The sequence below is a fragment of the Gracilibacillus sp. D59 genome, from assembly GCF_052246695.1.
GTDB lineage: Bacteria > Bacillota > Bacilli > Bacillales > Amphibacillaceae > Gracilibacillus.
In genome coordinates, this window is sequence record NZ_JBQQCK010000007.1 from 202716 (window position 1) to 227647 (window position 24932).

Sequence of the window (24932 nt, forward strand, 5' to 3'; positions counted from 1 at the left end):
GGACGAATGTCTACTGAGGGTAACTGGACCTTTTTCACGGTGCTAATCGCCCGTAAAACCCCCACTGGTGGAAGTCTCACTTTATGTTTTTTGTCGAATCTATTGCAAAGTTTCTATTCGTTCATATATGCTAAATCTAAACAATGAGCAGTTAAATAATCTTAAAAAGTGGTGATTTGTATGGGTAGATATGACAGGTTATCTCCAGTGGACACAGCAGCTAAATTTATACAACGTCATTATGAAAATTGTGAAGGCGCTCTTTTAGCTGGAAGTGTTGTTAGAGGAGAAGCGACCAAAACGTCAGATTTAGATATCGTTATATTTGATCGTAATATTCAATCATCTTATAGAGAATCTCTTTTTGAGTTAGGCTGGAATATTGAAGTCTTTGTTCATAATTTAACTTCATATAAAGATTTTTTCGCAAGTGATTGCGAAAGGGCTAGACCGTCAATGCCTCGAATGGTTATGGAAGGCGAAGTTATTATAGATAAAGGAATAATAACATCCATTAAAAATGAAGCAAAGGAATTACTTGATAAAGGTCCGGCCAAATGGTCTACAGAGACAGTGAATACGAAAAGGTATTTTATTACTGATGCTTTAGATGATCTAATCGGAAGTGATGACCGAGCTGAATCTATTTTTATAGTAAATACTCTCGCTGAACAACTAGGTGAATTTGTGCTTAGAACCAATAATAGGTGGGTTGGTGATTCTAAATGGGTTATTCGTTCATTGAAGAATTATGACAAAGGGTTTACGGTAAGGTTTATTGATGCGTTTGATACTTTTTATCAAACTAATAAAATAGACAAGATAATAATCCTTGTTGATGAAGTATTAAATCCTTATGGTGGGCGTTTTTTTGATGGCTTTTCCTTAGGGAAGTAGTTTCATAATTTTGCGGAATTTGCAGGTTCTCGAAATACTATTGAATAAGCCATAAAAAATATAATTTTGAATAAAAGATCTATTATTATGGCTTATTTGGTTGTTGAAATACCATGTAATAAGCATAGGACCCACTATTTTTTAATTACAATAGATAATTTATAATTCGCATGCTTATTTAAATCTTCCAAAAATCTATCCAGTACTTCATGCGATGGAAATTTACATTCTAGAAGGTAACAGCCTTCTCCGCTAATTTTATAGTTATTGATCATGTATTGCTCCTGTGTTTTTATAAAAGAAAGATAAGGTTGGTGACTAATGCTTTCTGTGATGACAGTAATAAAAGCATGTACAAAATATCCTAATTTGACTTGATTAACTTTTATTGTATAGCCCTCGACTACACCATTATCTTCTAGCTTAGCGACTCTATCTGCAGCAGCTTGTCCAGTCAAATGGCTTTTCTCTCCCAATTCTTTCATGGTTATACGACTGTTATTGGACAGTTCTTCTAAGATACGCATATCTGTACTATCTAACATTTTTCAAATCCTTTCATTTATCAAGTTAAATAGCAAAAAGTCTTGATTATATCCATGTATTTATGTATCGATCATAATATAAAATAGATGTAAATAAAAGCAAAGGAGTTTTACTCATGCAAATACAACAAATTCGTAATGCAACACTAGTAGTGAATTATGCAGGAAAGAAATTTTTAGTAGATCCATTTTTAGCTGATAAGGGTACTTACCCACCCTTACCAGACTCTGCAAGACAAGATCAAAAGAACCCTTTAGTTGACTTACCAACATCGGTTGATCACATTATTGAAGATATTGATGCAGTTATTGTTACACATTTACATTTAGATCATTGGGATGATACCGCCAAAGAGGTACTTCCAAAAGATATCAAATTGTTTGCACAAAATGAAGAAGATGCAACAGATATTAGAAGTACTGGTTTTACCAATGTGGAAGTTTTACAAGCAGATACCGTCTTTGAAGATATTCAGTTAGTGAAAACAAAGGGGGAGCACGGGAGAGGAGAAATATTAAAATTTGCCGGTCTAGTATGTGGTGTGATCTTTAAACACGTACATGAGAAAACATTATATATAGCAGGGGATACGGTTTGGTATGATGGAGTTCAGCAAGAAATCAAAACACACCAACCAGAAATCATTGTCGTAAACGCAGGAGATAATCAATTCCTTGAAGGCGGTTCTCTAGTAATGGGGAAAGAAGATGTTTATCAAGTGAATCAAGCTGCTCCAAATGCTAAAATTATTGCTAGTCATATGGAAGCTGTCAATCATTGGACATTATCTAGAGAAGAATTAAGAAACTTTGTTGATGAAAAAGGTATATCCTCCAATGTATTGGTTCCAGAGGACGGAGAATCATATTCATTTTAAAGCAGAAAGAAGAAATTCTCTTTCTGCTTTTTTTCTTGACGCATCCTTTAATTTCCTAACAAAACGTGAATATCTTTAACATAAACCGCATTCCCTGTAATTTCAATATCAAATGAGTTATTATTCGTTGATACCTGAACTAAAACCTGACCATCTTTTTCGATTGCGTGACCTTGCTCAATGATCAGGTTTAACGGTTCTTGAAAATTGTTATCTATGTATTTGGCGTAATAAGCACCCATTACACCAGAAGCAGTTCCAGTTACTGCGTCCTCGACAGTACCTGAATAGGGTGAAGAAAAGTGCCGTGCATACATATCAGCATGAATATCATAAGTTTCCATACAAAATGGATGAACAGACGCTTTTGGCATTTCCTTTAATATGGAAGGGAACTCTTTATTATTAGGTTTCATTTTCTTTAAACCGTTTAACTCCTTTATTGGTACTAATAACGTCCAAGTACCTGTACTTCCATATAAAATGGGTAAATCATCATGAAGATCAGATTCTTTTAATCCTATTGAGTTCGCTAAATCTTGTTTAGAACCTTTGAATTCTTTAAACTTTGGTGGAGCCTGTTTCATGGTGATAGATATTTCGTCATCGCTAGAAGTAATAGTAACAGGTAGGATTCCTGCTTTTGTTTCAATGGTAAGATTTGATTTATCCTTTAGTAGGCCGTTGGCTTTTAAAGCATAGACGGTTGCCATTGTGGCGTGACCACATAAATTCATTTCATGACCAGGAGTGAAAAAACGAATTTTTAAGTCAGCTATTTCCGATTTAACTGGAAAAGCAGTTTCATTAAATCCAACTTTAAAAGCTATTTCTTGCATTTCTGCATCTGTCAATTGATCACCATTAAATACTACTCCAGCCGGATTTCCTTTATTGGGCTTTTTACTAAACGCATCATAATGATAAACCTTTATCGACTTCACTATATATCCCTCCAATGTTCACAATAGAGACTTTACATTTAATTATACTTTAAATTGTTTGCTTACGTTAGCAAAAGTCATTTGACTTTCATAAAGAAGTTCCCCTTGAAAAAAGTTCCTGCAAGTAATAAAATATAAGTATCTTTAATGAACGGAGGTGGTGGTAAGATGTTGAATCAAGCTGTTTTAGTGTACGGTTACTGGACTGAATTTCTTTATTTTAACCGTGCAAAATTTGCGATTGAAGTTGTTAACGGGATACGTGTGCCCTTTTTTAACAACTTGATAGCAAGCTAAAACAGTGAAAAAACATCTCTTACCCCACATATATTAGGACGGTTTGTCGGGAGAGCATTTTTCGTGCTCTTCTTTTTTAATGACATAGAACGGAATCTTTAAAATGATTGTCAGTTCTAGGATTAGTCCAACACGAAGCTATGGGAAGATATGTCTTCCTATAGCTTTTTTTCGTTAATCTAACAAAGCTCTGCTAAGTGGGAAGCCCTTTTGGTCGATATTTTTATACTATTTTAGGAGGAAAGAATAATGATTGTATGTAGTGTTAATAAAATTGCGAAGATGTACGGAGGCAATCCTATTTTTGAAGATATGTCTTTTGAAATAAAAGAAAAAGAACGTGTCGGTTTAGTTGGTCCAAACGGCAGTGGAAAAACTACTTTAATTCGTTTGTTAGCTGGTGAGGAAAAAACTGATTCAGGACAAATACATTGGAAGAAAGGAGCTAAGATAGGTTACCTTGAACAAATTCCAAATTATCATGATGAGACAACAGTGAAGGATGTTTTAAGATCGGCCTTTTCCTCTTTACTTCAGACTGAGGAAAGGATGAAAAAGTTAGAGAACGAAATGAGTACAGAGACGAACGCTGAAAAGTTGGAAAAACTAGTCGTTGAGTATGGCAACTTACAAGACCAGTTCACGATTAATGGTGGATATGAAATAGAATCTCAGATAGAAGGAATCGTAAACGGTTTAAATATTCCGTCATTAATTGATCAACCTTTCTTACAACTAAGTGGGGGAGAAAAAACAAAAGTCGGCTTAGGTTTAATGTTGCTTCAACGCCCCGACTTATTGTTGCTAGATGAACCAACTAATCATTTAGATTTAATGGCAGTCGAATGGCTCGGTAACTTTTTGCAAGAGTATAGTGGAACAGTTCTGATCATTTCACACGACCGTTATTTCCTTGATGAGGTGGTGAACAAGATTATTGATCTAGAAGATGGAGAATTAACTGCATATCATACTAACTTTTCAGAATTTGTTAAAGAAAAGGAAGCAAAACTTCTAAGAGAATTTCAAGCTTATGAGGAGCAGCAAAAGAAAATAAAGAAGATGAAAGAAGCGATTAAACGATTAAGAGATTGGGCAAATAGAGCAAATCCACCGAATGCAGATCTGCACAGACGAGCTAGAAATATGGAAAGAGCGTTAGAAAGGATGGAAAAATTACAACGTCCAACATTAAATCGCCAAAAAATGAGTCTTAAAATGGAGGGAGCAGATCGAAGCGGCAATGATGTCATTATGCTTAAAGATGTTTCGAAAAGGTTCAATGAAAAGCAGTTATTTCACCATGTAAATATGCATGTAACCTATCAGGAACGCGTTGCAGTTATTGGAGAAAATGGATCAGGGAAAACAACGTTAATCAAATTAATCCTTCAACAACTTGATCCGGATAAAGGAGAGGCGCGATTAGGCAGTAATATCAAAGTCGGATACTTATCTCAACATATTTTCTTTAACGTGACAGATGAAACGGTTATCGAGACATTTAGAGATGTAGTGAAAGTATCAGAAGGAGAAGCAAGACATATTTTAGCAAGGTTTATGTTTTACGGATATGATGTTTTTAAAAAAGTTGCCCAGCTCAGTGGAGGAGAGAGGATGCGTTTAAGGTTAGCGCAAATGATGTACCAAGATATCAATTTGCTTATTCTCGATGAACCTACCAACCATTTAGATATTGATTCTAGAGAAGTGTTGGAGGAAACACTTGAAGGTTTTCAGGGTACCATATTAGCTGTTTCCCATGATCGGTATTTTCTTAACAAGCTATTTGGCAAGATTTATTGGATTGAAGCACAGAATCTCTATTGCTTTGAGGGAGACTATAATTGGGCTAAAGAGAAAATGGCTGAATTAAGGGATAAGGTAGTTCCGGAACGTATGGAGAAAAAGAAGGAAACTCCGGTGCAAAAAGATCCTTCATTAAATGGTAAGCATGGGAATAATAAAAATCTTGAAAAAGATGTAGCGTCATTGGAGGAAAGGATTATCGATATAGATAAAAAACTGCTGGAATATGAAGACCTGGAGCTTTTACAACAGTTATATCAAGAAAAAAAGGCTTTGGAGCATAAATGGGAAGAACTATGTGATCAGTTGGAGGATCATTAAGTTCTAGAAAGGATCGAATATCAAAAGAAAATATCGGGAAACTAGTACAGAGGTGAAGTTAATGAAAAAAACAGGTGTACTGATATCTCTACTTATATTCATCCTGGTGCCGAGCCAAATTTATGCACAACCAGATGTAGAATGTCCGAATTTAAAAAAACTTGAGAATACAACAATTAAAGATAAGGATGATCTACTGAAAGCATTAAAGGAGATTGTTCCTGATATCTACCAAAAAGGCGAGAATGGAGAACTGTACTCTGAATGGGAGGTCAGAACTGCACTGCCATTCCCAAAAACTGTCGGAAAAGAAATTGATGAAGCGTATTATGGAATGGCTAAGAATTTTTGTGGAAAAGAAATTGCGGATAAATCCTGGTTAGTAAGATTATATTTTCCTAAATGGGAAGGAATAAGTGCCAGTGCTTTAGAAGGTCAAATCTTTTTAGCGAAAAGTAAAGATGATGAATGGTTTGTTTGGTTTAGGTATCATTAAATAAACAGTCTTGGAGAAAGTCAATATTGATAACACGCAAAACGTTTGGAACCCCCGTATCCAAGCGTTTTCCTTTGTTTCATTTATATTGTATTGATCAACTAAAACTACCTGTTACTTTAATAAGAAATTGCATTATAGGAACCTAATCAAACTATTTTCTATCATCTTTTTTACGGAAAGATTGGTATGCTTTTCTCATTCTAATTAGTGATAATGAATGTCCTAAAGAAACAGCGGCTAATACTCCAATAACAACTAAAGACTCCAAAAATGTACCGTTTGCCATAATACTTATAACAATGCCAATCGCTACTGCAAAGGTTATGCTTGGGATTATTAAAACACTTTTGTTAACAGCAAAATCTTTATTTTTAATATATTTAAGCGAGAATAACGTAATTACTCCAAAGATTACAAAGCAAGATGTTACAAAAATAATTGCATCAGTTCTCAATTCAAATTTCCTCCAAACAAGCTTTTTGCTTAATAATTTCTCCATTTCATCTTCAAGTATTCTGCCATATAGTTGATCAAGGTTGCAATTCCTTTATTTAAGGAAGAACTCCGAACCAATAAGCTAATTCTACTCTTTCTAAACGTAAAGTTAATTCAGATTTAGCGCTATCCACTCAAACGCATTTACAAATTCCCCAAGTGTTCCTAAACAGTAATAAATAGACTATTTGTTACTAACAATGTTATTTTATCTTCATATGTAAACAATTCTTTCAATCAAAAAGGCATAAGTCCGAAAATACATTTCGAACTCATGCCAATTAACAATCTCGAAATAATCAGGCTTCTATTTTGGTTAGATCTAAAACATTGAAGCCATTTTAATTCCTCTATTATTTCATTTCCAATCTTATCAAAGGCTTTAAATACAATCGTATATTTATCGCTTCTAAAAAATGTCATAGACACCAGCCGACAACTTTGAAACTACAGTTCCGTTTACCGTCACAGTTGCCCAATCTCTTCATTTACTGATAACTTAAAAAGAATGAGCTAGGGCCTGTTGATCTGAAGCCAGAACCAATTAATGTAAATTCTGGTGCTATTGTATCAAGCTTTCCGCAGAGTAGAATTCCAATTCAGCAATATTTCCATAACCACCATCTGGACTTAAGTATCGTATATAACGATATGATTCCTCACTTGTTATTGCAATTGCATTCCATCCAGAATCCGGTTCCGAAGTTATCGTGTATAAATCAACAAACCCTTCAGTTGGCGAGACATTGGATCCCTGAATTTTTCCTCCAGTTATTCTTTGGGTAAAACCTTTTCGTGGATAGTATCTAACTTGAGTAAGAACTACACCATTCCCTTCACCAACATCTATTCCTGTATATCCACCAGCTGCTTCACTAAAGTCATAAAAGGTATCTATGTCCCCATCCAATGCTTTATCAAATTCTGAGCCTGGTGACCATGGTGGGTTTTTGCCAAAAGGAGTACCTGTCACTAATTTTAACTGGTTGGAAATATCAACAATCAATTCCCCTACAGTACCGGATCCGTCCATTGCCTCTGCAATAACCTTTACCTTTCCATTCAATCCTTCCGTATTTCCTGATAACAATCCATCAGAATTAATGGAAGCAATATCTGTATCTGATCCATCTAAATCAGTAACAGACCATTCCACTGTTTGCATTGCATTTACAGGCAATACCTGTGAGAGTAGCTGCAATGTTCCACGATTCGTATCGATAGATTGTCCTCCATCTTCTCCACTCACAGTAATCTTTGCAACATCATTATATAAATCAATAGACTGAATAACGTCAGCCACTGAAATAACTTCCTTACTGGTAGTTGAATATGAAATATCAGTTAGAGTAATGTCCGTTGAAGATGCTTCCGTTTCTTTTGCTTTCATATTCACATTAAACAAGTCTGACTGATTAAAGAAGTGATTTGGTGTTCCTTTTACAACAAGGCTGACCTGACCTGGTTGTTTAGACGTGTGAGTTATGTTTAACTTTTTAACTAAAGGTTCTACTGAAACAAATTCAACAAGCTCCGAGTCATAATTAAGGTTTATTTCAAAAGAGCTGACGTTATCCCCCGTACCATTAACTGCATAGGTAAGACTAAATGAATCACCTACTTTTACAGAATCAGCCTCTTTTACAGATAAAGCAGGTTCTAACATTTGAACATTCACCGTATCCGTTCCAACAAAGATCTCACCAGTTTTTGAAGTGATACTCACTTTTACGTCAACGTCCCCAGTTTGTCTATCAAGTGCACGAATAAATTCTCTACGATCCATTTTCACTTGATAACCTTTGTTAACGGTTGACACGTCGGCACTAACGGTTTGCCCATTTATGGTAAGTTTAACTGAGCTATTCGAAAATTCAGCCGCATTAGCGGGAACTTGAACATTAATTGTCAGATCCCCTTTTATTTTTCCAGTCAACGTATCAGGATTCACATCGACAGTGGACGGAACAATAAAGTCAGCATTTGGTTGTGGTGCTTCCTCCATACCACTCCCTAGGAAGTAGCTGGTGTGCGGTGGTTGGTTGTAGCCTACATTTTGCCACGCTATTCCTAATCGATAAACTGGGTCATGCATTAAGGTATAGATTCTATGTTCAGTTATATCCGTTGTCGTATATAGACGAAGTTCAGTACTGTCAATATCTCTAACAATGATTTCTTCACGCCAGTCGCCGATGATATCAGCTTGTAGTGTAGGGTTTCCTTTCGTACCGTTGTTGGAAGATGTTCCTTCTATCTTTAAAAGATTGACAAGCTCATTGTTTTCATAATCCCATTTGTCGATTCTAGGTGTTCCGATTCCGATATCGTAATTGGTCCAGTCATGGTCTAGAAGCTCACGAGATAAATCGCCATCCCACCAGATAGCAAAGTTTGCTGTCGGAATGTCATCACTTATTTTTTCTCCTGTGGCCGAATAGAGTCCGCCTTTACGATCGTCCCATGGGCCACCAACAGCCCATGCCTCTGCACCTGGATAGCGGGGATCAACATCTGATGCTACGCCTCTTCCAGTATCTGTTCCTGTATGCACACCCCAGATGATATCGCCTGTTTCACCATCTCGGAACGATAAACCGTATGGTGAAGCTGTACTTTCATGAACTTGAAAAACTTCCATACCTGGTCGATTAGGATCAAAATCACTCACATGCATCGCATCTCCATGTCCCCACGTAGTTGAATGTAGACCTGTCCCATCATCATCAATAGCCATGGCACCATAGATAATTTCATCTTTACCATCGCTATCAACATCAGCAATACTTAAGTTATGGTTGCCTTGACCTGCATATTCTTCATTACCAGGATCGTCACTATCAAATGACCACTGCTTCGTTAGCTTGCCGTCTCTCCAATTATATGCAACAATGACAGTTTTTCCATAAAGACCTCTGGATTCAATTAGGCTAGGACGTTCTCCATCCAGATAGGCAATAGCCGCAAGATAACGATTGACTCGATTACCGTAACAGTCTCCCCAGTCACATATATCGCCGCGATCAGGGAATGTCGTCGAATCAAGCGCCTCTCCTGTTTTTCCATCAAAAATCGTTATATATTCTGGACCAGATATAATGTATCCGCCTTCATAATTAAACGGATGCTCTGCATTTGGATCACCAATAACGTTACCTAATCCGTCTATTGTGCCGTCTGATGTTTTTAATGCAACCTCGGCAGCCCCGTCTCCATCTAGATCATAGACCATCAACTGATTGTTTGCATGGTTATTAATCATGACATTTTCACCCAATTCAATCTGCCACATTAAGGTGCCGTCGAATTCATAAGCGTGGTAGATTTGCCCGGTAGAATTATTTGGTAACCATTTCAACACGAATTCTAGTTCGCCGTCACCATCCAAGTCACCGACACTGGCATCATTTGCATGATAAGTATAAGCTTCACCGTCTGGGCTGGTAACTCCCTCTGGTTTTTGGAGCGGTATAGACTCATACGGTTTACTCCATACATTGACTTCAGTTGATTCGTCTACATCTTCACCATCTAGGACAGCTCTGACACTATAAGTTGAATCGACTGTTCCTTCTTTATCCAAATAATTAGTACTTGATTTAATTAACTCTTTATTGACCTTTTTGCCATCCCTGTAAAGGTTAAAAGCAATATCTTTCGAGTCTGTTCCTAATAGACGCCAACTTACAAAAATACCTTTATCTGTTTTAACAGCAACGACACCACGCTCCAAATATTCCAGTTGATATGGCGTTGTTACCACTTCTTCAGCAGCACTTGCAGATGGAAGGTTAGCTGTGCTAGCAATTGACACTGCCATTATGGCTGCACTAAAAACAACTGCATTCTTTTTCAATTGTTTCTTTAAAGGTTCTAACATTAATTAATCCTCCTAAAATATAGATTAATAATATGATTGCTTTCTTTTTACAACATGTAGCTAGGTGTCTCGTATATGTATGAACACCAACATTCAATGTTTCACCTCCTTTCAGGGGAAAAACTGCTAGAATATTACAATAGGTCATTATTCATAAAACCCTATAATAAGATTTTAATTTTATAGTAATGTGTTGAGATTTGTTAGTCTTTTTGTGAGGGGTCATTCTTGTCTAAACCTGTTAATCATGTGAAGTATAAATAGATAAATGTGAAGTCTGTTGATGTAGAAGCTTATTTTATGCTTACTTGTTCAAAAACAATAGAGGATAAATTCTTCTTGATTTAAAAAATAAAGTCCTTAAAGGCACAGTATAAAATGGTATAACTAGTATTATCAAAATAAGTATTTTCATTTAGTTGTTAGTATCGTTTAGGAAATTACCATAGGTTTATTGTTAGTCTATTACTTTCTTTTTCTAGTTGATATAGCCTCTGTCTTATCAGCTTCTATTTAATTAGAAGCATTATGCAAATAAACTCTCTTTTATTCAAAATGCCTACATTGTTACTTTTCCAATTTCGTTTTCGTTTATCCTACGATTTATCTCACCTCCATAGAACTAAACATATGAGTTATTATAATTTTGATTTCCATTATTTTCAACTCTAAACAAAAGTTTGTACCTTTATATTGAAAAAATAATTAAATAGTCATGATTAGATGAATTCATCCCTGGAAACAAAAAAATAAGAGCATTATATGAATTTTATGATAAGGAACGAGATACGCATTTTTACTAAGAAAAGGCCTTCCTGTTTTATTGTAGGAATCCACTGTTTGTTTAACATCAATCACTCATTATCAGCTTTTGATATTTCTAATATATGACTAGCTTTATAAATTCCTTCTACTTTTGAGAAACCACATTCTATATATAAATTAACAGCAGCCGGATTATCAGTAGATGATAACCTTATTATTCGAAAATTCCCCCTTGCTTCATCAATTATTGTGTTTAGAAGTTTCTTTCCTATACCAGCACCTCTATTCTTGCGCAAAACATAAAGGTGCCTTACTCGTCCTACATCGGGAAGGTTAAGATATGGGTCAATATTTAGACCCCCAATTCCAATAACCTCGTCATCTACTTTTGCAACATATAGTGATTCACCTTTTTTATCAAATTGGTTACTCCCTACGGTATATTCATCCACTAATCTCTTTATAAATTTATATCCTTCCGATAAACTATCGTCTATGAGTAAATCCAACTTATACTGTTCGAGCGATGTAACTCTTTCGATTTTTATCGTACTTTCCTCCTTATCATCATATAGATTTACTATTTTTTCATCCAACTAAATATAAATCTTACCAGTTATCCAACCTTCAATAAAATGTTTTAATGAATCTGCAACCAAGGTTCGACCATCATCCTCGTGATTCCAAACAAAAATATCGTTTTTTTCAATGGTCCCGTTTTTAAGTATGGCATAACAAAATACATCGCCATTACCTGCATCTGAGAAAAAGAATAGATTATCAAATTTCATATAAATATCTCGATATTTTTCAAAATTTCGATAAAATAGATTGTCCTTAATAATTCGGGAAGTTGACCAAACTAAAGGACAATTTCATGTATCGAACACACCATTTGTTTCATTAAATAAGGTGCTAATTCTTCTGGTAACTCAACATTTAATTCTTTTGAATTTGAGAAATCTCAAATTTTGTTGCTGGTTCTTTAAAGTAATGTTCCTTTGAAATGGAATTGAGAAATTCTTTCCACATCTCATTACCTCCTGGATTTTAGATTAATATACTTTATATTCAATTTCTATTTATAAAAACCCTTTTTTCTCTATGTATCTCACATGGATAGGCGATCTACTACTTTCGGACATTTGATTCGTTATTTGTATTAAAATAGCTACTTTTAAGGTGTAAGAGGACATCTAGTTCGTTATTTCTTGAAATTTATAAGAAATCACCTTCTATTTTGCGAAATAACGGAATAGATGTCCACGAACATCCCAATACCATTGTTTTCATTAGATATAACGGAATAAATGTCCTTGCGTTAAAGCTTCGCAAACTATAATGGAATTATATGTTAAAATATTAATAAAATGATATTAGATACTAGCTTCTGTGAAACAATAACACCATAAAAAGAGTATGGGGGAAACTATGAATATTAACCTTTTATCTGAAAAATTTAAATGTTTCGCAATCACAGAATGCAAAGGTTCTAGTCGAATGTATGAATATTTATCTTTCAAACTTGCTGAAGATAAGAATCTATTAGAATTAACAATGCATACAAGGAAAGGACAGCCTGTCCCTAATTTACTTTTTGGTGCTGTTCATTACTTGTTGCTAAAAGGTACGGATCATAAACTTAAAGAATTCTATCCAAGTGTAGTTCAAAATCCAAGAAGTGTAGAAGAGTCATTCGATTATTTTAAGGATTTTTGTAGTCAATTCAAGGATGAAATTATTCTAATATTAAAAAATAAAATAGTACAGACCAATGAAGTTAGGCGTTGCTCATATCTCTACCCGACTTTTTGTTATATTTCTAATATCGTACAGAAGCCTTTAGCTTTGATAGAAATCGGAACAAGTGCAGGTTTACAACTTTTATGGGACAAATATAGTTATTCCTATGGAACCAATGAGATTTATGGAGATAAAAATTCAAGTGTTTATATAACTTCAGAGGTAAAAGGAGAAAATCCTCAGTTCTTACAAGAAAATATTCCGCCAGTTGCATCAAGGGTTGGAATAGATCTTAATATAATAGATATAACGAATGATGAAGATTATCTTTGGCTGCAAGCACTTATTTGGCCTAATCATCACAATCGAAGAGATTTATTTCATAATGCTGCGGAATATGTTAGAAAGAATCAATTGACTTTAATTGAGGGAGATGGAGTTGAATTACTTTCAGACCTGTCGAAGCAAATTTCGAAAGATCATTCTATTTGTGTATTTCATACGCATGTTGCTAACCAAATGCCTTCAAAAGTAAAAAAGAGATTGCTAGAACAAGTAAAATCTATTGGAACAGACAGAGAAATATTCCACATTTATAATAACATCCAAGATAGAGATCTCCACCTTGATTATTACATGGACGGAAAAGAATATACTAATAAAATTGCTAAGACGGAAGGTCATGGGCGATGGTTTTCATGGGAGTTATAAAAATGGTTTATGTATTAATTTAACCTATTAAAAAAGCTCCATTTTAAACAATTATCCAATACATAAGTTTCAGTTCAGGGGAAGAGAATCATGAAAATAGTAAAAAAATTTTATTTATCAAAATTCAAAAAACTAATTTTCCTTTTTCCTTTCTTATATTTTATTCATGATATAGAAGAGATTATAACCGTAGAGAAGTTTCTGTCAGGAAACTCTAACATAGAATTTTCATTTGCTTTTATTTTATTTTATTATGAATTATAAGTTCAATTGGTTGCTTAAAAGCCTTTAACAACAAAACATTCATCGGGATGAATCCAACTACATATCTTTCTGTTTTAGTACCTGGAATTTTGTTAGCGAACGGGATTGGTCACATTCTACAATTCACTTTCTTTACAAGCTATGTTCCAGGATTACTTACATCTATCTTGATTATATTTCCTTATTCTTTTTTTACAACTAAATTTCTTATCACAGAAGGGTTATTAACAATAAAAAGGTTCCTCATCTTTCTATTGATTGGTTTCGTTTTACAAGCCCTTCTTGCATTTGTTGCACTTTATAGTGTAAAGCTTTTATTTTGAAGACAAATGGATACCAAAAGGGAAAGGCCATCAACTGGAACAATAAGCTACATGTGCAAATGATGACGATTTAATACTTTATTTTTATAAAAGATTGAAACCAGTTATTTAATCATAGATTTGTTATTAATATTCATTCATTTGGAGGAAATAAATGATTAAAGTAATAATATTTGATTTTGATGGGTTAGTCTTTGACACTGAAACATTTGAACTTGAAGCTTTTCAGAAATTGTATGGAAAGTATAAGTTAGATTTTCCAATTGATGAGTGGTTGAATGCTATAGGTAGTTCTCTAATGTTTGACCCTTATGAACCGTTAGTAATGAAATTCCCTGCAATTAGTAAAGATAATTTCAGAACCGAACGGCGGAAGTTATATCAAGAATTCTTGGAAGGTGAATCTCCTCGAGAAGGAGTTGTTGATTATTTACGAACAGCTAAACAACGTGGTATTAAAATAGCTCTTGCATCAAGTTCAACACGAAGTTGGATTAACTACTATTTAAATAAACTAGGAATTATATCATATTTTGATTTTATTTGTACCTCTGATGATGTTGAAAATGTTAAACCAGAGCCAGACCTGTATAAAAAAGTTTTAAGCAATTTTGAAATAAATCCTAGAGAAGCTGTTGTATTTGAAGACTCTCCAAATGGATCCTTAGCTTCTATCCGTGCAGATATACCTTGTGTCATTGTACCTAATAAGACAACTAAATCTCTTCTGTTTGATGAAAGAGTGGCATTACGATTGAACTCTATGAAAGATAAGAAGTTAGATGAAGTTTTGGAATTTATAACAATCAAAAATAGAAGTGTTTAAAAAGAATACTCATGTCATTCATAATACTAAAAAGAAATAGGTGATTTAAATGATTATATGGCTTAACGGAGCATTTGGTTCTGGAAAAACCCAGACTTCCTATGAATTACATAGAAGAATCCCACATTCATTTGTGTATGACCCAGAAAATGTAGGATATTTCATTAATAAAAATATCCCTAAAGAAACGCGGAAAGCAGATTTTCAAGATTACAGTATGTGGCGAGAGTCCAACTATACTATATTAAAATACATAGATAGTGAATATGACGGAGTTATTATCGTTCCGATGACCATAGTGGATCCTCAGTATTTTGAAGAGCTTGTTGGCAAGCTAAGAGAAGACGGAATCATAGTAAATGATTTTGTGCTATCGGCATCTAAGGAAACATTGAAAAAGAGATTACGAAAAAGGGGTGAAAGTAAAAATTCATGGGCTGAACAGCAAATAGATAGATGTATGCAAGGCTTATCAAATGATATATTTCAACATCGAATAGATACTGATAATATGTTGATTGAAAGCGTTGCAGAATCAATTGCATCTACATCAAACATTGATTTACTCCCTGACAACAGAAATAAGTTTAGACAAAGGTTGGACAGAATTAAAACACAAATAAAACATATTCGTTTTATGAATTAGTTGCAGAGCACACATATGCTAATGTTTCAGTACCACATCATATATTTGGAGGAAAAGGAGAACACTAATGGATTTATTTGATGAATTTATCGAGATTGCACGAACAATGAATAATGAATTAGATATTGTTCCGGTATGTTATGGTTCATTAGGGCTTGAAAAAGCGACGGGATTAGAATTTGATCCTCAAGACATTGATATTTTAATTCCTTTAGTCTTTTTGAACGAGAAATGGGATCTATTGAAGAAAACTATAGAAGGTTTAGGATATGAATTAATAGATTTACATGAACATGAGTTTGAAAGAGATAATGTTAAAATCGGAATTTCTTATTACGAGGATTTAAAGAACTTTGCAGATATAGATTACAAAAATTTAAAAAAGCACGATTGCAGTGGGGCAATGTACTATACACTTTCGATTGGCGAGTATCTGAAAGTGTATAATAGATCTGTACTGGATGGATATCGAAGAACAAAAAATAATAATAAAGATCAAAGCAAGATTCAGATATTAAAGGAGCATTTACAAAGCCACTAAAATCAATGCTAAATTCCGAAAGGGGATAAATAAATGTATACAACTAATCTGAAAGAAGATCAAGGAGCATATGATGCCTATTTATTTGTGCATTTTATTCATGAAGAGGAGAGCAATGAGAATTTAGAACAGGTTTATTTTTCAGTAAGTAAGGATGGCTTAAAGTGGGAAACGTTAAATGAAAAGCAACCGTTATTAAAATCGAAATTAGGTGAATTAGGGGTAAGAGATCCATTTCTGATCCGTTCACCAAAAGAAAATAAATTTTACATAATAGGAACGGATTTATCCATTCATTATCGCAAGGATTGGGAAGAAGTACAAAAATCAGGAAGTCAGCATATTGCAGTGTGGGAGTCTGACGATTTGGTTAATTGGTCAAATCAGCGGTTAGTGAAGGTTGGTCCGGAAACGGCAGGCTGCGTGTGGGCACCTGAAGCTATTTATGATAAAGAAGCGGAGGATTTCCTGGTATTCTGGGCTTCGAGAGAGAACTTTGGTGCTGAGAAACAGAAAATATACTACTCGAAAACCAAAGATTTTAAAGTGTTTACTGAGCCTAACCTATATATCGAAAGAGAAAACCATGTTATTGATACCACTATTATAGAAGACGAAGGCCTATATTATCGATTCTCAAAGGATGAGACAGTTAAAAGCATAACCGTAGAAGTTTCAGATAAATTATTAGGAGAGTTCACACCTCTAGAGACTAATTTAAGTGAGATCAAAGGTGTTGAGGGGCCGGCCTGTTTTAAATTAAAGGGTGAAGACAGGTGGTGCTTATTACTGGATCATTATTTGGTAGAAAAGAAATATATTCCTTACTATACATCGGATTTAAAAACTGCTCAATTTACCAAAAGTGATCAGGATATGGACATTCCTGTAAACTCCAAGCATGGTGGTGTATTACCAATAACGATGGATGAGTACCATGCATTGATTCAAGCATATGGAAAAACAAGTGTTTAGATGTTATGAAAGCTAGGGGCGTAATTAATGCTAATGTTGTTAGGAATTATCTTTTGGGGAGAAGATATAACGATTGCTATTAAATACGGTGACAAAAAGGAAGAAATCAAATTAGGATAATTTTGTTAGACTCAGAGGAGGCAATTATTCAACAAGAATAGTAACTTCTTGTCCTACTAGAAGTTTAATGTAATAAAGGAGTGGAATTTTGATAAAGGAAAATGTTATTGAGTTCCTATTTAACAATAAGAAATATAAAGTCGAGAAGCTTGTTCTTCAGATTTTTTTTGGGTTTATAGTCTTATATATATCTATTATCTTTCAAGTTTCCCTAGTAGTTGTATCTTTGTTTGTGCTATCGATTGTATTGGTTACGTCAATAATAAAAATATTGTGGTATAACAAGAAGAAGGATATCAAAACACATGTAACAGAAAAAATAGGAGTGATAATCTGTCTTGTTGCTACAACATGGGTGTTATTTTTAAACTTTAATGAAAACAAATTGGAAAATGCCGTTAATGAAGTAGTAGAGGAGCAAGTTGGAAGGGAAGCTTTTTCAATAGAATTTATTGATAAAATGGAGTACAAAGAAAACTACATTGCAGTTGGTTATACCATTGATAACGATACCACTAAGTATATAGGATGGTATTATTGGAGAGATGGAGAATTGGTCCATGACATAACAAGAAAAATTGGAGACGAAAACGAGTAATATATTCAAGTAACGAGCAACAGGAAGTTTCTTTTTTTTTTCAGTAAAGGTAGGACTGTGTAGAAAACTTGATTTTACACACTAAAGAAATGAGGGATAATATGAATTTAACCATCAAAAATATGGATGAGAACTCAGCTAGAAAGTCACTTAGTTGGAGATATGAAAAACCATATGATTTTTATAATACTGATGTTAGTGAAGAAGAGATGAATGAACGACTCGATGGTTCTTATAAAGCTATAATTGCTGATAATGGTGAGTTGTTTGGTTTATTATGTATAGGTGAAACTGCTCAAATACCAGTTGGGCATACATATGGTGTGTATACTGATAAGAATATAGATTTAGGTCTTGGTATGAACCCTGATTATGTGGGAAAAGGTTATGGGTATGAATTTTGTATATTTATAATTAACTACATAAGAGAAAACCATGTGGAAATCCCTTTAAGATTATCAGTCGCAACATTTAATAAAAGAGCTATTCATTTATATGAAAAACTAGGGTTTGTAAAGAAAGACAAGTTCATTACTGATTATGCAGAGTTCATGACAATGATTAAAGAAAATTAATTAAGCTTGTTCAACAACAAATGCGAATAGGGAATTAACAATTTTTTATTGTTCTAACGTGATAGTTTACTACAATAAGTTTAAGGAATACTGTAGAAAAGTGGCCATACACCTCTTTAAAGAAATTCCATATGAAATCATAATAAGGGATAAAAATAATAAGAAAGTAAATTAAGAAAATTCAACAATAACCTATTTTTATTAAAATTTAAGGTGTGTTAATTTCTATTTTTCCCCTGATAGGCCGTTTACCTCAGCTTGATAAAATAAAGGAGGAGAAATATTGAAGCAAACTCTACTGATAATTGATGCTCAACAAGACTTAATGGAAGGTAGTCCTGAAGAACAGGGTGTTGTTGATAAAGAAAAAATCATCAATAACATTAACACAGTCATTCAAAAAGCAATAGCTGAGAATGTTCCTATTGTTTTTGTGAGAGATTTAGAAGTTTCCAATGGGGAAGGGACAGGATTCCAGATACATAAGGATATAAGGGTACCATCCACTGCGGTAGTATTTGATAAGGAAGCTACCAATTCGTTTTATGGCACCCCTTTAAGAGAACACTTAAATAATTTCAACATAGAACATCTTGTCATAATGGGATGTAAGACGGAGCATTGTATTGATACAGCTGTTAGAACGGCAACAATCAGTAATTTTGATGTAACCCTAGTTGGAGATGGTCATTCTACATCTGATTCTGAAAATTTAACTGCTCAACAAATCATTCTTCACCACAATGAAACTCTTCACGGTCATTATAATGTAGACAATTTTTCCATAGTTAGAAATAGTAATGAAGATTTGTTTAGTCCCATTCATAATAGCTACCGATAACAGCTATACGTAAAGATTTAAAGCATCTGCTTACTAACAGATGCTTTTATCATTCTTCCATTTCATAATTTCCACGATCTTCTCCAAAGTATTTGTTGTATCGTTTCTTAAATTTGTAGAATAGATAAGCACCCAAAACCTTCACAATGGCATACCCTGGAATACCAAGAATTACCCCAAGTACACCGAATAGATTCCCAGCAATAAGTAAAACGAGAATAATCGTTAATGGATGAATCTGCATGGTTCTTCCCATAATATTTGGAGAAACGAAATTACCTTCTAAAAATTGTACTGCAATCCATACAATTACTAACTTTAATAACATAAATGGTGAATCGACAATAGCAATGATTGCAGCTGGAATAATGGCGATGGTCGGACCTAAATAAGGAACAACGCTCGTAATTGCTGCAACAATAGCTAACGTAAATGCATAATCGAGCCCAATAATCAAATAACCAATAAATAGTAGGATTCCAATAACGGTTGCGACGATGATTTGCCCCTGGATGTAGGAACCAACTTGGGTATCCATGTTAGCTAAGATTTGATTGATATCGTCACGAAACTTTGGCGGAAATAATTTAATGGTAAATCTCTGGAATTTTTTTCCATCCTTTAATAGAAAAAATAGAATAATTGGAAAAGTAATGATTGATACAACGGTACTCGTAATGGTACTTGCAATATTTTGAATTCCTTGGAAGCCAGTAGATATATAACTTCCAATTAATTGTGGAATTTCTCCCAGCCTATCCATTAGCCATTGATAACCATCATCATAATATGGTGCTAAGAAGGAATTTTGAATCCATGTTGTCATCTCGTTCCCCAGTTGACTTAAGTAGTTAGGGAAGTTCTGTACTAATTCTTTAACCTGTGCTTCAATAGCCGGTGCTGTTAACAGAATAATGCCTGTTAATGCTCCACTAATACCAAGAATTAGTAAGAGGATGCCCCATATTCTCCGTATACGTAATCTTTCTAAAATATCTACGATAGGATTCAATAAATAGTAAGCAATAAAGGCCAATATCATTGGAGGAGCTAATGTTGAAAAGATAACCTTAAATGGATGAAAAATGAAAGAGATCTTCGTATAGATAAATATTGTAATCCCAATTAAGATGAAGAAAGCTAATATATAAAATAAATTTTTACCGCCGATAAACTTTAAGAATCGGTTTGATGATTCCATTATTCTGCATCTCCTTTTATCTCTATTTTACATTTTTTGTATTACAAGTCTTAACTGTATAATAGTATTAAATAGTTAGTTATAGCAATAATTATATACCAAATATTATCATCTTATTGTCATAATGCCAAAATCTAAAACTTACCATACATGAACCAAACAGTAATAATATGGTATTATTTAGAAAAGGTCAGTTTAAAGAATGATTGGGGTGGATATGTTTGGCTACAGTTATATATATGGTACGGCATGCAGAATCTCCGTTTAAGCTGGGAGAAGAGAGAGTTCGGGGGTTATCTCAAGAAGGCGAAATAGCTGCTAAGAGAGTAACAGAAATATTAAAGGATAAGGATATTGCTGTAATTGTTTCAAGTCCATATAGAAGGGCCATTCAAACTGTTCAGGGACTTGCACTTTATAAAGGATTAACCATTGAAGAGTATGAAGAACTAAAAGAAAGACCAATTAAGGGACTGGAATATAGACTTTCAACACAAGAACTATTAAAAGCAATAGAGCACTCTTTTGAAGGTAAGGAATACTGCTTAGAAGGTGGGGAATCTACCATTCAGGCTCAGAAGCGTGCTATTCCAATTATTAAGCAATTGTTAAGCGAATACAATGGAAAGAAAATAGTGATAGGAACACATGGAAACATCATGACGATTATGATGAACTACTTTGATGATCGTTATAGGTATGATTTTTGGAAAAGTACAACCAAACCTGATATTTATCAATTAACTTTTGATGATAATAATAGTTTGATAGAAGTTAAGAGATTATGGAATGAATAATATTAGCAAATGCTCAATCTATGGAGGTAATTTATGAAACTTCGTCAAATGTCGGTTGCTTTTCTTTTTAATGACAGTAATCAGATTTTATTTCTTCAAAAAAATTCAAATAGTAAATTTCTTCCTGGTCTGATGGTTCCGATAGGTGGACATCTAAATGGTGACGAAATCGATAGTCTATTTAGAGCGTGTGTTAGAGAGATTGAAGAAGAAACGGGATTAAGAACAAATAATATAAAAAATATAACACTTCAGTACATTATACTTAGAATGAAGAATAATAATGAAATTCGCATCCAATACGTTTATTTTGGAAAAGTGTTACATCTATCTGAAATAAAGGAAAGTGATGAAGGTTCATTATCGTGGATAGATTATGAAGAGATCATTAATCAAAATGTTTCAGCTACAACAAAAGAAATTATTAAACACTATAGGCAAAAAAAGAGCGCATCGGATGAGGTATATGTTGGTTCGATGAAATCTTTAAAAGGAGAACCTGGGATTACCTGGTCTGTTTTAGAGGATTGGGAATTGTGTAATCTAATCATTGAGTAAGCGGTAACATAAAAGGAGTGATCTAGTCTATGAGAAAGCAGGTATTGGAGATGTGTTATGAAATGCCATGAGTTGGTTTTTACAAATAGAATGAAGAGAATAATCAAACTTTCCTCACAACTTAGTGAGCAAAGTGTTATATTTCCAAGTGATATATTTTTTGCTATTTGTCGAGAGGCAACTGGGGTTTGTGGAGAACTTCACTTATATTTGTATAAAAAGCTAGGGGCGGATTATATTAATCTAATCAAAAGTCGATTACATCTAAATCAAGATATGCCCCATACTTGTTATAAAGAATGGCATTTAGCTAAAGCAACATGTGATATTTTTTATGCTGCTAGCAAAAAGAGAGAAAAATACAATCAGATAATGATCAATGAAGGGCATGTGCTTCAAAGTATATTTGAAATAGATAAAGAATTAAAACTGGCTTTTACCATGAAATGGTGGAAGAAATTATAAATATAACATGTACACCTAGAGATTTAATTGTTCATTTAACTGCTTATCATTCCAACGTATCTGTTAGCTATCAAAACGAAATTCGAAGAGTGAAACATTCAGACCTTTATCAACTCAAGGAATTTATACTATCAGAGTTTGGAGAAAGGTGGTTGGAACATATAGATAATATACAAAACGATACTTTGCCTATATTTATTGCTGTCAAAAATGAAAAAATAATAGGATTTGCTTGCTATGATACAGTTAGAAACAAAAAAGGCTTATTTGGTCCAATGGGAACTTCCAAAGAAGAACGATTAAACTCTATAGGAAAGGAATTGCTACATAGGTGTTTTACTGAAATGGCGACCATCGGTTATGAATATATTGTAATAGATCAAGCAGGACCAATAGAATTTTATGAAAGAGTTTGTAATGCTCAACTGATACCCGAAATTTAGCATTTACTGATGGTGATCAAAATCTAGGTTGATATAAACCTATTCTTATAAAAAAATAAAAAGGAGTGCTTATGAATGTGTGGGATTTGTAAGTAAATTTCAAGAAAGAGATTATCATTTACCGAAGCATCGCGACAAGTTATTAGAACAAGCATTAAAGGATCTAACGAACGACTCCAATGTTTTAGCCGTATATCAAAGTGGTTCATTAGCAAAAGGAAATGATGACAATTATTCTGATATCGATTTGCATATTATTGTAACTCCAGAGACAAAGGCTGAATTTATTCGTGGAAAATTTGAACGCCCGAAAAAATGGGGGAATGTCTTATTTTTTGAAGGTGTTAAAAACAGTCCTGTAGTAGTGACACACTTTGAATGTTTTGTAAAAATAGATACATTCTATAAAGAACCAAGTGAATTGCAACCTTCTGTTTGGCTAAACGGACTTAAGGCGCTCTATGATCCTCAAGGTATGGTTACAAAAGTGCTGGAACAATCAGCTGCAATCAAATATAGCCCTACTATGGACGAAGTTGAATTTTGGCGGGGGAAGGTATTTGCTTTTTATCATGAAACTTATCGTGCTGTAATGCGACGTGAAAACTACTATGCTCTGGCAAATTTAGATAAGATTCGGTGGCTTATCGTTTCTGGTTGGTATATGGAAATGGGGCAACGAGTCGATGGTCCTTACGGTATATGGTCGAAATTAGAAGGAAAAAGAAGTCATTTAAAAGAATGGCAATTATCATTGTTAGAAAGCTGGGATTGTAGCCGTGATTCTAATGATGTTATGAAAACGATGGCTAGTATAACACCAGAATTCTTTCGGTTAAACAAACAACTTTGTAAAAAGACTGGTTTAGACGAAAGGGAGGACTGGTGTAAGAGAATAATATCAATGGTATTATGATTATGGTGCGATACTTTTCTAAGTATCGCATTTTTTTTGTTAATGAGTAGAATTACTAAACATGAATAAAAAATGGAGGTGATATTCTCCTATATATTGATCACCTCTGGGAAAAATTTCGAACTATTAGCCCTTATTTATCTAGTAAAATTTAAATGAAAATTAACGTAGCACAAAATTGAAATAATGGTTGCGCTAACACTATGTATCTATTCATGAACAACTTCCCTTCGATTCATTCTTTTTTGAAATGGAGTATCGGCGGAAAAAATAGGTTTAAATATCTAGTAAAAATATCCTTAATTCAAAATATTGTAAAGCAATCAGATTAATAAATTCCATAAATTGTAATATAAAAAGGAGCGAAAATGAAAACATTTTGTATTATTTTGTCAAATATACTACTTTTTTAACGAAATCTATCGAAATATTACCATCTAATTCATGCATTAGGTACATTGCTCTGTTTTTGTAATATTATGGTATTAATGGTTGACTTTGAATGTTAAAATCTTCTAATCTAATACACAGAAAGTACCTAGCTTTCACCTATCTAAATCTTTTAAAAGGGAGATGAAGAAAAATGGCAGGACAAATTCGCATGACCCCAGAGGAACTAAAATCAAGAGCAGAAGTATATGGTCAAGGTTCAGATCAAATTAACGAAGTGTTGAGTAAATTGAGAAATTTACAAGAACAATTACGAGGAGAATGGGAAGGTCGTTCATTTGAACGATTCGACGAACAATTTCTTGAGCTAGCACCTAAAGTTGAAAACTTCTCACAACTTTTATTAGAGATACAAACACAATTGAAAAGCACAGCTCAGGCAGTACAAGAACAAGACGAAGCACTTTCTCAAAATTTTGGTCTACGATAAGGATTGTGTTAGTCCAGGGAACAAGACGAGCCAACTTTTGCTTTAAGAATGATGTCATGAGCTACACGATAATTGCTATTGTGTAGCTCATGTTCATGCTGCCCATTTCAAGCTTATCCCCTATGCAATAATTCCATTTATTTATATATTTACGGTGCCAACATTTAAACCTCCTTTAA

27 protein-coding genes and 1 pseudogene are annotated in these 24932 nt (G+C 33.9%); 20 read left to right on the forward strand and 8 right to left on the reverse strand.

The features are described 5' to 3' along the window. The first annotated feature begins 180 nt into the window (after positions 1 to 180). On the forward strand, positions 181 to 897 hold the full coding sequence (locus ACTWP4_RS13745; protein ID WP_443129342.1) for a nucleotidyltransferase domain-containing protein: 717 nt from the start codon (positions 181 to 183) through the stop codon (positions 895 to 897). 134 nt (positions 898 to 1031) lie between these two features. Here the strand turns inward: ACTWP4_RS13745 and ACTWP4_RS13750 are convergent, their stop codons facing one another. Then, positions 1032 to 1442 carry an Lrp/AsnC family transcriptional regulator gene (locus tag ACTWP4_RS13750; RefSeq protein WP_443129343.1) on the reverse strand — a complete coding sequence of 137 codons (411 nt, stop codon included), beginning with the start codon at positions 1440 to 1442 and terminating at the stop codon, positions 1032 to 1034. Positions 1443 to 1558: 116 nt separating this feature from the next. Here ACTWP4_RS13750 and ACTWP4_RS13755 point away from each other — a divergent pair, with 116 nt between their 5' ends. Beyond that, positions 1559 to 2320, forward strand: coding sequence for an MBL fold metallo-hydrolase (locus ACTWP4_RS13755; RefSeq protein ID WP_443129344.1), 762 nt, complete (start codon positions 1559 to 1561; stop codon positions 2318 to 2320). 47 nt (positions 2321 to 2367) lie between these two features. Here ACTWP4_RS13755 and ACTWP4_RS13760 read toward each other — a convergent pair whose 3' ends face one another. Beyond that, positions 2368 to 3264: a PhzF family phenazine biosynthesis isomerase gene (locus ACTWP4_RS13760; RefSeq protein WP_443129345.1), complete on the reverse strand. Its 897-nt coding sequence runs from the start codon at positions 3262 to 3264 to the stop codon at positions 2368 to 2370. A 168-nt stretch (positions 3265 to 3432) separates the two neighbouring features. Between ACTWP4_RS13760 and ACTWP4_RS13765 the strand changes: the two genes are divergently transcribed. The 3 genes from ACTWP4_RS13765 (at position 3433) to ACTWP4_RS13775 (ending at position 6187) form a co-directional block, all read left to right on the forward strand. Beyond that, complete coding sequence (locus ACTWP4_RS13765; protein WP_443129346.1) at positions 3433 to 3561, forward strand: RAxF-45 family protein; 129 nt, start codon at positions 3433 to 3435, stop codon at positions 3559 to 3561. A gap of 249 nt (positions 3562 to 3810) precedes the next feature. Continuing rightward, entirely contained in the window at positions 3811 to 5691 is a 1881-nt protein-coding gene (gene abc-f, locus ACTWP4_RS13770) for a ribosomal protection-like ABC-F family protein (protein WP_443129347.1), read from the forward strand. A gap of 61 nt (positions 5692 to 5752) precedes the next feature. After that, positions 5753 to 6187: a hypothetical protein gene (locus ACTWP4_RS13775; RefSeq protein ID WP_443129348.1), complete on the forward strand. Its 435-nt coding sequence runs from the start codon at positions 5753 to 5755 to the stop codon at positions 6185 to 6187. A gap of 154 nt (positions 6188 to 6341) precedes the next feature. Here ACTWP4_RS13775 and ACTWP4_RS13780 read toward each other — a convergent pair whose 3' ends face one another. The 5 genes and pseudogenes from ACTWP4_RS13780 to ACTWP4_RS13800 form a co-directional block, all read right to left on the reverse strand. Further along, complete coding sequence (locus ACTWP4_RS13780) at positions 6342 to 6644, reverse strand: hypothetical protein (RefSeq protein ID WP_443129349.1); 303 nt, start codon at positions 6642 to 6644, stop codon at positions 6342 to 6344. Between the two features lie 603 nt (positions 6645 to 7247). Further along, entirely contained in the window at positions 7248 to 8690 is a 1443-nt protein-coding gene (locus ACTWP4_RS13785) for a cohesin domain-containing protein (RefSeq protein WP_443129406.1), read from the reverse strand. Then, positions 8667 to 10565 (reverse strand): annotated as a pseudogene (locus tag ACTWP4_RS13790) (rhamnogalacturonan lyase); the annotation flags it as partial. The gene ACTWP4_RS13785 and the pseudogene ACTWP4_RS13790, both read right to left, overlap by 24 nt. Positions 10566 to 11419: 854 nt before the next feature. Beyond that, complete coding sequence (locus tag ACTWP4_RS13795; RefSeq protein WP_443129350.1) at positions 11420 to 11926, reverse strand: GNAT family N-acetyltransferase; 507 nt, start codon at positions 11924 to 11926, stop codon at positions 11420 to 11422. Next, a complete protein-coding gene (locus tag ACTWP4_RS13800) occupies positions 11927 to 12175 on the reverse strand; it encodes an SMI1/KNR4 family protein (RefSeq protein ID WP_443129407.1) in 249 nt (82 codons plus the stop codon). It abuts the gene before it with no gap. Between the two features lie 586 nt (positions 12176 to 12761). Here ACTWP4_RS13800 and ACTWP4_RS13805 point away from each other — a divergent pair. The 9 genes from ACTWP4_RS13805 (at position 12762) to ACTWP4_RS13845 (ending at position 19493) form a co-directional block, all read left to right on the forward strand. Continuing rightward, on the forward strand, positions 12762 to 13784 hold the full coding sequence (locus tag ACTWP4_RS13805; RefSeq protein ID WP_443129351.1) for a DUF2332 domain-containing protein: 1023 nt from the start codon (positions 12762 to 12764) through the stop codon (positions 13782 to 13784). A gap of 311 nt (positions 13785 to 14095) precedes the next feature. Further along, positions 14096 to 14371 carry an HXXEE domain-containing protein gene (locus ACTWP4_RS13810; RefSeq protein WP_443129352.1) on the forward strand — a complete coding sequence of 92 codons (276 nt, stop codon included), beginning with the start codon at positions 14096 to 14098 and terminating at the stop codon, positions 14369 to 14371. A gap of 154 nt (positions 14372 to 14525) precedes the next feature. Further along, the gene (locus ACTWP4_RS13815) at positions 14526 to 15197 is read left to right on the forward strand and encodes an HAD family hydrolase (protein ID WP_443129353.1); all 672 of its coding nucleotides are present in this window, start codon (positions 14526 to 14528) and stop codon (positions 15195 to 15197) included. A 49-nt stretch (positions 15198 to 15246) separates the two neighbouring features. Then, positions 15247 to 15843: an AAA family ATPase gene (locus tag ACTWP4_RS13820; protein WP_443129354.1), complete on the forward strand. Its 597-nt coding sequence runs from the start codon at positions 15247 to 15249 to the stop codon at positions 15841 to 15843. Positions 15844 to 15910: 67 nt separating this feature from the next. Next, entirely contained in the window at positions 15911 to 16384 is a 474-nt protein-coding gene (locus ACTWP4_RS13825; protein ID WP_443129355.1) for a hypothetical protein, read from the forward strand. Positions 16385 to 16417: 33 nt separating this feature from the next. Next, positions 16418 to 17359 (forward strand): glycoside hydrolase family 43 protein, encoded by a 942-nt coding sequence (locus ACTWP4_RS13830; RefSeq protein WP_443129356.1) that lies wholly within the window; start codon positions 16418 to 16420, stop codon positions 17357 to 17359. Between the two features lie 208 nt (positions 17360 to 17567). After that, complete coding sequence (locus ACTWP4_RS13835; protein WP_443129357.1) at positions 17568 to 18077, forward strand: hypothetical protein; 510 nt, start codon at positions 17568 to 17570, stop codon at positions 18075 to 18077. Between the two features lie 101 nt (positions 18078 to 18178). Beyond that, positions 18179 to 18652, forward strand: coding sequence for a GNAT family N-acetyltransferase (locus ACTWP4_RS13840; RefSeq protein WP_443129358.1), 474 nt, complete (start codon positions 18179 to 18181; stop codon positions 18650 to 18652). A gap of 283 nt (positions 18653 to 18935) precedes the next feature. Next, positions 18936 to 19493, forward strand: a complete 558-nt coding sequence (locus tag ACTWP4_RS13845; RefSeq protein ID WP_443129359.1) for an isochorismatase family protein — start codon at positions 18936 to 18938, stop codon at positions 19491 to 19493. Between the two features lie 49 nt (positions 19494 to 19542). Here the strand turns inward: ACTWP4_RS13845 and ACTWP4_RS13850 are convergent, their stop codons facing one another. Further along, positions 19543 to 20694 (reverse strand): AI-2E family transporter, encoded by a 1152-nt coding sequence (locus tag ACTWP4_RS13850; RefSeq protein ID WP_443129360.1) that lies wholly within the window; start codon positions 20692 to 20694, stop codon positions 19543 to 19545. A 221-nt stretch (positions 20695 to 20915) separates the two neighbouring features. Here ACTWP4_RS13850 and ACTWP4_RS13855 point away from each other — a divergent pair, with 221 nt between their 5' ends. The 6 genes from ACTWP4_RS13855 (at position 20916) to ACTWP4_RS13880 (ending at position 24753) form a co-directional block, all read left to right on the forward strand. Further along, the gene (locus ACTWP4_RS13855; RefSeq protein WP_443129361.1) at positions 20916 to 21491 is read left to right on the forward strand and encodes a histidine phosphatase family protein; all 576 of its coding nucleotides are present in this window, start codon (positions 20916 to 20918) and stop codon (positions 21489 to 21491) included. 33 nt (positions 21492 to 21524) lie between these two features. Continuing rightward, positions 21525 to 22049: an NUDIX domain-containing protein gene (locus ACTWP4_RS13860; protein WP_443129362.1), complete on the forward strand. Its 525-nt coding sequence runs from the start codon at positions 21525 to 21527 to the stop codon at positions 22047 to 22049. Between the two features lie 57 nt (positions 22050 to 22106). Then, entirely contained in the window at positions 22107 to 22514 is a 408-nt protein-coding gene (locus tag ACTWP4_RS13865) for a hypothetical protein (RefSeq protein WP_443129363.1), read from the forward strand. After that, positions 22496 to 22957, forward strand: a complete 462-nt coding sequence (locus ACTWP4_RS13870) for a GNAT family N-acetyltransferase (RefSeq protein WP_443129364.1) — start codon at positions 22496 to 22498, stop codon at positions 22955 to 22957. Before ACTWP4_RS13865 ends, ACTWP4_RS13870 begins: the two co-directional genes overlap by 19 nt. Before the next feature lie 79 nt (positions 22958 to 23036). Next, positions 23037 to 23873, forward strand: a complete 837-nt coding sequence (locus tag ACTWP4_RS13875) for an aminoglycoside 6-adenylyltransferase (protein ID WP_443129365.1) — start codon at positions 23037 to 23039, stop codon at positions 23871 to 23873. Positions 23874 to 24456: 583 nt separating this feature from the next. Further along, positions 24457 to 24753 (forward strand): WXG100 family type VII secretion target, encoded by a 297-nt coding sequence (locus ACTWP4_RS13880; RefSeq protein ID WP_443129366.1) that lies wholly within the window; start codon positions 24457 to 24459, stop codon positions 24751 to 24753. Positions 24754 to 24932: the final 179 nt, after the last annotated feature.